The 9,603-nt window shown below is 61.2% G+C and carries 9 protein-coding genes and 1 tRNA gene; 1 reads left to right on the plus strand and 9 read right to left on the minus strand.

The annotated features are described in order from the left end of the window. The 8 genes from QZ522_RS14975 to QZ522_RS15010 all read right to left on the minus strand — a co-directional run. Window positions 1-388 (minus strand): FAD:protein FMN transferase (locus QZ522_RS14975; protein WP_294613277.1); only part of this gene is annotated, 388 nt, incomplete at its 3' end. A gap of 1 nt (window position 389) precedes the next feature. Next, window positions 390-965, minus strand: a complete 576-nt coding sequence (locus QZ522_RS14980) for a nitrous oxide reductase accessory protein NosL (protein ID WP_294613280.1) — start codon at window positions 963-965, stop codon at window positions 390-392. After that, window positions 962-1,795 (minus strand): ABC transporter permease subunit, encoded by an 834-nt coding sequence (locus QZ522_RS14985; RefSeq protein ID WP_294613283.1) that lies wholly within the window; start codon window positions 1,793-1,795, stop codon window positions 962-964. Before QZ522_RS14985 ends, QZ522_RS14980 begins: the two co-directional genes overlap by 4 nt. Beyond that, window positions 1,792-2,685, minus strand: a complete 894-nt coding sequence (locus tag QZ522_RS14990; protein WP_294613285.1) for an ABC transporter ATP-binding protein — start codon at window positions 2,683-2,685, stop codon at window positions 1,792-1,794. The genes QZ522_RS14985 and QZ522_RS14990 overlap by 4 nt, the downstream gene beginning before the upstream one ends. Beyond that, complete coding sequence (locus QZ522_RS14995) at window positions 2,654-3,988, minus strand: nitrous oxide reductase family maturation protein NosD (protein ID WP_294613288.1); 1,335 nt, start codon at window positions 3,986-3,988, stop codon at window positions 2,654-2,656. The genes QZ522_RS14990 and QZ522_RS14995 overlap by 32 nt, the downstream gene beginning before the upstream one ends. Window positions 3,989-3,991: 3 nt before the next feature. After that, complete coding sequence (nosZ, locus tag QZ522_RS15000) at window positions 3,992-5,947, minus strand: TAT-dependent nitrous-oxide reductase (protein ID WP_294613291.1); 1,956 nt, start codon at window positions 5,945-5,947, stop codon at window positions 3,992-3,994. A 2-nt stretch (window positions 5,948-5,949) separates the two neighbouring features. Then, window positions 5,950-8,172 carry a NosR/NirI family protein gene (locus tag QZ522_RS15005; protein ID WP_294613294.1) on the minus strand — a complete coding sequence of 741 codons (2,223 nt, stop codon included), beginning with the start codon at window positions 8,170-8,172 and terminating at the stop codon, window positions 5,950-5,952. A gap of 11 nt (window positions 8,173-8,183) precedes the next feature. Then, window positions 8,184-8,603, minus strand: coding sequence for a hypothetical protein (locus QZ522_RS15010; RefSeq protein WP_294613296.1), 420 nt, complete (start codon window positions 8,601-8,603; stop codon window positions 8,184-8,186). 108 nt (window positions 8,604-8,711) lie between these two features. Here QZ522_RS15010 and QZ522_RS15015 point away from each other — a divergent pair, with 108 nt between their 5' ends. Further along, complete coding sequence (locus QZ522_RS15015) at window positions 8,712-9,182, plus strand: Rrf2 family transcriptional regulator (protein ID WP_294613299.1); 471 nt, start codon at window positions 8,712-8,714, stop codon at window positions 9,180-9,182. Between the two features lie 330 nt (window positions 9,183-9,512). On the opposite strand, the gene QZ522_RS15020 is transcribed toward QZ522_RS15015, so the two are convergent. Continuing rightward, a tRNA-Gly gene (locus QZ522_RS15020) sits at window positions 9,513-9,586 on the minus strand. Between the last annotated feature and the right edge of the window lie 17 nt (window positions 9,587-9,603).

Raw genomic sequence — 9,603 nt, forward strand, 5'->3', positions numbered from 1 at the left:
GCGCCTGCCCGGCGCTATAGCTTCGGGCATAGAGATCCCACAAGGGTTGCACGGTGGGATCAAAGAGCCCGCCGGTGGCCTGATGCGCGGCAGAAGCCAGTGTCAGGCAATCGAGCAATTCAAAGGGCGGCGCGTCCAGTTGCCCGACGGCGTTGAGCAGGCTCAGGCTTGATGTGCGCCGGTAGAGGCTGAAAATCTGTTCGAGCCGCTCGATCTCACTGCGGGCGGCATGGGTGATGCGCTCAGCCTCTGGATGGCGAAGCGTGATCGTGGCGCGTGCGCCAAGGGCGCCCCCCTGCCAGTGGTAAAGCGGGGCGGCATTTGCCCCCCCGGCGCATGCCAACGCGGCAGCGGAAATGGAAAGGAAACGGCGGCGAGAGAGGGTCATGTCAGTTCTGCCTTTCGCGGGACAGTTGTTTCAGTCGCGCCTCGAAGTCGTCATCTTCGGCGCGGTCAGTGTCTGGGAAAGTGGCGATCGGCACCGCCGAGAGCACATCGGCATCCGCGACCTCGGCCAGTCGCAGAACCTGCCCGCCGCGCGCCTGCGCAAAGGCCGTGGCATCTTCAGCCTTGAGGAAGGGCACGAGTTCGGGCGCGTCCATTCCGCCCGTCGCATCCGAGCCCATGACGAAATGCGCGTCCGTGGCCTGAATCCAGTTATCGGCGCCGGGTTGGTCCCAACTAGGGGCCGCCGCCATGTCGTTGACGTAAATGGCGGTGATGGCGTGGCTCTGTTCGGGCATCCGCTGATAGGCGATGGCGTCGCGCACCTGACTGAAAAAAAGCGGGTTCTCCAATCCCGCCAGATGCACCTGCGCCTTGGGACCGGGATGTTCCAACAGGTCCATCTGGCAATAATGCCCCACCGCTTCGGCGGTCAGCGATACCGGATCAGGGTGGGTTGCCACCTCTTCCTTGCAGGCGGCCAGAGCAAGGGGCAAGAGAGCAATCGACAGCCACTTCATGGCGTGACCCTCCGCAGCGCGGCCACGGCCAGCCCGAAGGCGGCGAGTGGCCAGAGCAGGACGGAAATCAGCGCATGCACCGCCGGAATGGTCTGTGCCGCACCGCCAAGACCAGAGGCCGCTGCTGTCGCCTCGGAAGCCGCGAGGTTATAGAGGCGAAACGCGTCGGCGGGATTGGCCAAAAGCAACCACGGCAGGGCGCGGTTGGTGAAAGCACCGCCGCCATCGGCCACGACCGCTGCCAAAAGCCCCAGATCATAAAGAACCACAAGCGCCAGCCAGACGCCTATGGCGAGCCCCGCCGCGGCCCCCGGTCGCCGCGCGATGGCCGAAAGCGTATAACCGACGGCGAGAAACACCGCCCCCAATAGGATAGAGGACCAGAAGAGCCGCAAAAGGGCCGGCAGGCCCGCCGACGCCCCCGGATCGGTTGCAAGCGCCGCCGCGGCCGCCAGTGCATAGCCCACGCCTACGGCAATCGTCAGCACCACCAGATGTGCCGCGAACTTGCCCATTAGGATACCGGAGCGTGAGACGGGATAGGTTAGCGTCAGCGAGAGCGTGCCGCGTTCGACCTCTCCCGCCACGGCGTCGAAGGACATCAAAAGCGCCATGAGCGGCACAAGGTAGACGCCAAGTGACGTAAGGCTCGCCACGGTCACCGACAGCGCATCGACGCCGACATCGCCGGTGGGTGCGCTGCCAGCGGCGGAAAGAACCAGTGCAAAGAGCGCCATGAGTGCCACGGTGATCGTCACCCAACGGTTGCGAAGCGCGATGCGGAACTCGGTGATGCCAAGAGCGAATACAGGTCTGATGAGGGCGGTCATTGTTCGTCTCTCCGGCTGAAGTGGCTATAGAGGTCTTCAAGGCTGGGCGGGATGATCTCGACATCCTCGATCAAGCCGGCAAGCGCCGCGATATGGCCCAACCGGGCCAGCTTTTCGTCATGGGCGCAGGTCAGATCGACCATGACGCCATTGCGCCGCCCGCCCGACAGTTCCGCAGCCACCTGATCCGCAGCCCCCTGACGGGCCGAAACCTGAAGGCGGATCGGCAGCGCGGCCTTGCGGCGCAGCGCCGGGAGCGTGTCGTTGGCCATGAGGCGGCCACCCGACAGGATCACGATCCGGTCGGTGCGGGCCTCGACCTCGGTCAGGGCATGCGACGAAAGCAGGATCGCGGCGCCCTCGGCGGCCAGACCGTCGAGAATGGCGTAGAATTCACGGCGCGACACCGGGTCAAGCCCGCTTGTCGGCTCGTCCAGAACCAGAAGGCGCGGGCGGCCGATCAGGGCCTGTGCGAGGCCCACGCGCTGCCGCATGCCCTTGGAATAGGTACCGATCCGGCGGTCGGCGGCATCGCCAAGCCCGACCCGATCAAGCAGCCCCATGGCCTGCGCCGGATCGCAACCACGCAACCGCAGATAAAGCCGGATCTGTTCCAGCCCGGTCAGCGCGGGGTGGAAGGCCACGTTTTCTGGCAGATAGGCCGTACCATCGCGGGCGGCCTGGCTACCGGGCGCGCCACCAAGAACCTCGACCTTCCCCGAGGTCGCGGGGATCAGCCCGAGGATGATCTTCATCAGCGTGGATTTGCCCGCGCCGTTATGGCCCAGAAGCGCCACCCGTTCGCCGGGGGCGACGCTAAAGGCCACGTCGTCAAGGGCGGTCACACCATCGTAGCGCTTAGTGACTTGCGAGAGGGTCAAACTGGTCATCGTCTGTCTTTCTGTTGCGCGCGGCGGCCATGGCTTTGGCCTCCATCGCGGCGATAGTATCTGGCACCGTCAGGATAACGGGCCGCATCAGGGGGGCACTGTCCAGCACGCCGCCGGGCAATGAGGCCGGGAAATGTTTCTGGCTCCAACGGATCAGCTGTACGGCGGGCGCCCCGATCAAAAGGCTCGCGGCGGGCTGGGGCCACAGAATGTGGTCCATCAGGTCATTTGGGCGAAAGCTGGCATCGGCGATGCCGTCGCCATCCAGATCAAACGCAGGATGGTCGGACCAATAGTTGCCGCGCCCGTCATGGCTCCATTCCACATCCTTGGTGCCGACGTATTTCACCTGCGTTCGATTGCCGACAAAGGCGTTGCCCGTGATCGCGTTACGCTCTGACCCGGCGGTGAAATGGATGCCGATCTCACAGCCCTCAAAACGGTTGTCGTAAATCAGGTTGCGGTGGGCGTTGTAGATGAAGGTGCACTTTTCGGTGCCGCCACGTATCAGATTGCCGCGAATGTCGGCATTGTTGGTATAGTTGAGCATCAAGCCATGACTGCGGTCCGCGAGACTTAGATTGTCATGCACTGTGATGCGGTTCGAAAACATCAGGGCAAAGCCAAGCGTGTTGCCAATCGAGATATTGCCCGACACCTCGGAATTGTTGGCATACATGTAATGCACAGCAAAACGCAGGTCGCGCATCAGGTTGCCGCGGAATATGCCGTCATTGGACGTATTTACAAAGATGCCGTCGCGGCCAAGGCGGATATCATTGTCCTCGATGATCGTGCCGGGGGCATTCCAGACATAGACACCGTTGCCACGGCTGTTCATGTGGTGATCGGTACGCCCGAGAATGCGGTTGCCGCGCACGGTGGCATCGCGCGGGCCATGCACATCGACCCCGTAGAGATTGCCGAGGATGTCGTTGTCCTCGACCAGCACGCGCGCCGCAGTCCGGGTGATCTGCACACCACTGTCGATGGCATCATGGTCACTGCCCGACCCGATGAGGGTGAGGCCGCGCACGGTGATATCATGGCCCGTGACGGTGATCACGCTGCCGGTGCCGCCTGCGTCGATGGTGGCTGCGCCCTGCCCGTCAAGCGTGACAGGCCGGTCAAGTATCACCGGGCCGAGGTGGCGGCCCGGTGCGAGCGTAAGCACATCGCCGGGCATGGCCCCGGCGATGGCAGTGGCAAGCGCCCCTGCCTCTGCCGGAACCCGCCGTTCGTCCGCCACGACCGTGGTCGCGACGCCGAGAAACAGGATCAGGCTGAGGATGAGGCGCGGCATGGCTCAGGCGCCTTTCGGTTCAACGAACATGCGGCCGCGCATTTCCATGTGCAGCGCATGACAGAACCACTGGCAATAATACCAGTAGACACCGGGTTTCGCCGCCGTGAAGGTGATCGAAGAGGTGGCCTGCGGCCCCACTTCCATCGCCACGCCATGGTTGTTCAGGCAAAACCCATGGGTCAAGTCGTCGATATCGTCGAGGTTGGTGACATAGACTGTCACCTCGTCGCCCTGGGTCACGGTAAAGCTTTCAAGGCTGAACATCGGGGCCTGGCTGCTCATGTAGACGCGCACCTTGTTGCCGTCACGGATTACCGTATCCTGATATTCATCCAGATTGACGCCATCCGCCTCGGCCTGCTTGCGGGCGTCCGCCCACATCGGATCGTTGCGATCCCAGACCGATTTCGGGTTCACCACCGAATTGTGCACGATAATGCTGTCATGCGGTTCGGCAAAGGTGGGCCCGTCATGCATGATCTCAAGTTCGGTGCCGTTGATCGAGAAAAGCTGTTCATTCTCGGGTTTCAGCGGGCCGACATTGAGAAAGCGGTCCTTTGAGAACTTGTTCATCGAGATGTACCACTTGCCGTCCGCATCGAGGGTTTCGCCCATCGAGGTCGAGTTGTGGCCGGGCTGGTAATGCACATCCTTCTTGGTGCGGATCGGGTCCACGTTCTCACCGTTATAGGCGCGTACCGCGTCCTCAATGTTCCACATCACCACCTGGCTGTCGAGAAACAGCGTGGTCAAGGCGTTGCCCTTGCCGTCAAAACAGGTGTGGAGCGGCCCGAGACCCAACTCCGGCTCCGCCACCACAACCGAGCGCGGATCAATGCTGTCATCCTCGAAGAGCGCATCGAACTTGGTGACATCGAGCACGGAAACCGTCGGCGACAGTTTGCCCGCGACACAGACATGGCGCTTGTCGGGCGCGGTGTTGATGCCGTGAGGCGAGTTGGGGATGGGCACGTAGCGGGTGTATTTCTTGTTTTGCCCCTTGCGCCCGTCAACCACCTTGACCCCGTTCAGTTCGACGAAATCACCTGCTGCGATGCCCGCTTCGATCTCGGCGATGTTGAAGATGACAACGTGATCGCGCTCGGCTTCGGTCATCTCGGCCAGGTTCATCCCCATTTCCGAGTTGTAAGACGTCGAGAAGGCGTATTTGCCCTGATAATCGCAATCGGTGTTGTCCAGGTTGCCCGAGACCATCACCTGCCAGGCGACCGTCATGTCATCGGCATTGATGGCGGTGTAGAAGTTCACATATTGCGACGGATCATCAAGGATCTGCCCGTCGTTGACCATCGGCACCTCGTCCTCGCCATTGGCAAAGACGTAATTGGTGCGCGGCCATTTCTGCGGGCGCAAACCGTGGATCGCCTTGGCGTTCGGGATGTCGATGATCTTGTCGGCCTTCATGACGTCACAGCGCACGCGCGCCACGCGGGTGTTGGCTTTGTCGTTCATGAAGAGGTACCGGCCATCGTACTTGCCCTCGGTAAAGGACATGTGGACGTGGTGCAGGTCGCCGTTGTCGTGAACCTTCTTGCCCTGTGCGGCAAGATATTCCCTGGTTTGCGGCATCATGTCCTGTGTCAGCACCTTGAGGGATTCGTTGGTCTGCCCCCAGCCGGTGGCCGAACAGCGGTTGAACACCGGAATCCGCATGAGTTCGCGCATCGACGGAATGCCCAGAATACGCACCTCGCCGGTCTGGCCCGAAGACCAGAACCCGTAATATTCGTCCAGCTCTCCGGGGGCCAGGCTTGCGGCGTTCGAGGCCGCATTGGCGACGGTCGGGGCCATCGCTGCGGTCGTGGCGACACCTGCGGCCCCGCCCAAAAGCGCCATGCGCGACGCGCCCATTGCGCCAAGTGCCGCCGCGCCACCTGCCGTGGCGCCCAACAGGCCCCTGCGGCTGATCCCGGTTTTCTTGGTATCGGTTGTCATGATCATATTCCTTTTCTCATGTTTGGGTGGTTCTCGATCATCCGGTCCAGCGCTGCCGCGCTGTCAGCGGCGCTTTTGCGGCGCTTCGCTTGCTTGATGACGACCGGACATTTGGTCTCCGACTGATAGAGGACCTGACAGTGCATGCAGTTCAGGCACTCGTTCGGGTTGATCTCGCCAGTGGGATGGATGGCCTGTACCATGCACTCATGGGCACAGGTCTGGCAGGGGTTTCCGCATTCACGGTAGCGCTTGAGCCAGTCGAACATGCGCAGCCGGGCCGGAATCGCCAGTGCTGCACCAAGCGGGCACAGGTAGCGACAGTAAAAGCGTTCCACAAAGAGGCCCGCCGCCAAGAGTGCCAGCGCATAGGCGACAAAGGGCCAGGCGCGCATGAATTTGAGCACGATGGCGGTCTTGAACGGCTCTATTTCGGCCAGATGCTCGGCCTGTTCGATCGAGGCAAGCGATACGCCGAAAAGTCCGAGGAAGATCATGTATTTGACCGGCCAGAGACGTTCGTGCAGGCCCCAGGGCAACGTCCATTGCGGCACGCCCAGCTTGCGCGCGATGCGGTTGGTGAGTTCTTGCAAGGCTCCAAACGGGCAAAGCCAGCCACAATAGGCGCCCCGCCCCCAGAAGATCAGCGCAGCCGCGACCGCAAACCACAGGATGAATGTCAGCGGATCAAGCAGGAACGCCTGCCAGCTGAAATCCGTGGTCAGCGCGCCGAACAGGGCCATCAGGTTGACCACCGATAGCTGCGCATTCGCGTACCAGCCAAGAAACACCAGCGTCACGGTCAGAAATCCCATGCGAAACCAACTGGTTGCGCGCTCGGACCGCACGAGGAAACTTTGAAAGAAAAAGGCCAGCGTAAGCGCGGCCAGCATCACGCCAAGGCCCGCGATCTCGACTGTCTTGTCGCGCCATATCCGTGTCCAGAGGGCTGTCTGGGCGGCACTCTCGGCACCGGCCTCCTCGATCAGGGGCGCGGGGCTCGGGGCGGCGGTGGCGACGCGGCGCAGATAGGCCGCAGGCAGTTGATACCCCATGTCAAAGGTTGTGAAAGCCCTCTCGAGTGCCGCCACATCGCGCTGTACCAAAAGTTGCAGGCGCCACGGCTCTGCCGGATCAAACCCGGCATCGGCGGGTATCTTGAAAACATCCATTTCCGACAGGAACGGGACACCCTTGGCCATGATCTCTCCGACGCGGCGGTGGCCCCGGTCGCGAAAGCGAACCGAATTATCACCCTGCACCAGAATGATCCGGTCGAATACGCCGCCGCGCACATAGCCGGACCCCTTGAAGGAATAAAGCCCACGCCCAGCCACCAGAATGGCGTGCTCGCCCGGTTCGAGCCAGTCCGTCAGGTTTGCGAATTCGGCCTCACCCAACAATTGCCGACCGATGGCGGGCACGCTGACCAGGGTGGCATACATGTCGATATAGGTCGTGTCATCGGGCTCGGTCAGTGGGCGGGCGGCCGCGCGCGGATCGTCCATCGCGGCAAAAGCGGTATTGACCTGCCCCACATCCAGAGACATCCGGCGCAGCGTGCCGTCCCCCGTGAGGGTGAACCAGTCATCGGCCGCCTGCGCGTCCGGGTTCAACTCGAACTGCGGGCCGGTCGGGGCCAGAAGAGGCGTCAGCCCGCCCAGTCCCAATGCACGCGCCACGCGAATCCCAGACCGCACGATGGAATCGTCGATCACCATTATGGTGACTGTCGCGCCCGAAATGATGTCCAGCTCATGCGCCGATCCGCCCGCCGCGGCCTCGGCCACAAGGTCAAGCCCCACGAAATCCGCCACAAGCCCGGCCACTTTGGCCTCGGGAATGCCAATCAGAACGATAGGTTCGGAATGTTTGACAAGCCTCACACCTGTCAGCCGCGCATCGAGACCGACCGCAACCATCACATGAATGGGTTTGCCGGAATATCCCGTGGTCCCCACGAAATCCGATGTGATGAAGGCCCAGCCGACCGTTTCCCCCCCGCGCAGAACCGGCGCGACCGGCAGATCGCTACGCATCGGACCATAGCCATCGGCCCCCTCAACCAAGGTCGCGGCGGGCACTTCGGCAAGATAACTTGGCAGATAGGGGGACTGCGCATGGACCGCTGTGACAAATGTCAGAAGGGCGATCCAGATGGCGAGACACTGCGCAAAGAGTTTCGCGGCGTGGGGGCGCAAGGGGTTGAGGCGGGCATAAAACATCAGGCGAACTTTCATACGTATTTTGACAGGCCCGGAGGCGCGCGGCTTCGCGCCCGAACCACTGCGTCGGGATGGTGCAAGGGGCTGTTGGGGCTTGCCACGGGGCGCGCCTTGGTGGGCGCTGTCCCGGCATTCCAGGGGGTACAGGAGATCGCATCCGATCCGGCCTGCAAACAGTCATCGCACAGCATCCCGGAACAATGCGGCAGCTCCACCGGGACACCGTCACGGGACACGAGGACCGTCTTCTGACCTTCGCCATCTGCGCAGATCACCATCTTCGTCAAACCGGCCTCAAACACCGCAATCCCCGCGGCACGCCCCGTGGCAAGCCCCGCCAACGCCATGGCAAGCGCAAGCAGGAGACAGATCAAAAAAGGCGAGGCAATCGGTTTCATGCCGCAGACCATGCCAAAGGCGGCGCGGGTCATCCTTGATATGGATCAAGTGAAATACCCCTTTTATGAGCAACAATGCAGCGGGTTTATAACTTGCCAAAACCGCATATTTCCGGAAACTCCCGGAAACAGGAGTGTGTTATGCGTCTAACTAAGTTCACAGACTATTCCCTGCGTGTTTTACTCTATGCCGCAACGCTCAAGGCTGATCAGCTGACCACCATCGAAGAGACGTCCAGGCTTTATGGCATCTCGCGGGCACATCTTAAAAAAGTGGTACTGCAACTGATCCACGACGGTTTTCTTGAAGGTGTAAGGGGGCGCAGTGGCGGGTTCCGCTTGGCCCGGCTACCGGATCAGATCAATCTCGGCCAGGTTCTGCGCAGGACCGAGCCAGATTTCGGCCTTGCAGAATGTTTCCTTCCCGACAACACCTGCCGGATCACCATGGGCTGCCGTTTGCCGGGGTTGATGAACAAGGCCCTGCTCAACTTTCTCGCGACTTTCGACGCCTACACTCTGGCGGATATGCTGATTGATCCCGGCTATTTCGGAATGCCCGAACAGAGCCATTATCCACAGCGCGGCCCCCGGTCTTCCAGTCTTTCTTGACACGCGCTAGCCGGATGGAACTGCCAAACGACTTGATCCCAGATGCAAACCGCTAACGGGGAAACGTTCGGCAGTGAATGCCGGGCCGAGAAGCCGGAACAAAAAGATATGGACTTTCAAGAGGGGCAATCGGGCGGCTCGCAACTCACGTAATCAGCGTCAATTATAGACGCCAATAAGTTGCAGTCCTGCTTGGAGCGGGCGACGGGAATCGAACCCGTATCATCAGCTTGGAAGGCTGTTGTTCAAAATAAGATAAATCATGTAACAACAAACACTTACCCAAAGACTAAAATATCTTTTGCAGGTTATTTGTCTGAAAAGAATTTCTGGAGCGGGCGACGGGAATCGAACCCGTATCATCAGCTTGGAAGGCTGAGGTCTTACCATTACACAACGCCCGCTCAACAAATCGAGGTAG

Origin of the sequence: uncultured Roseovarius sp. (assembly GCF_913054395.1) — a bacterium.
Lineage (GTDB): Bacteria > Pseudomonadota > Alphaproteobacteria > Rhodobacterales > Rhodobacteraceae > Roseovarius.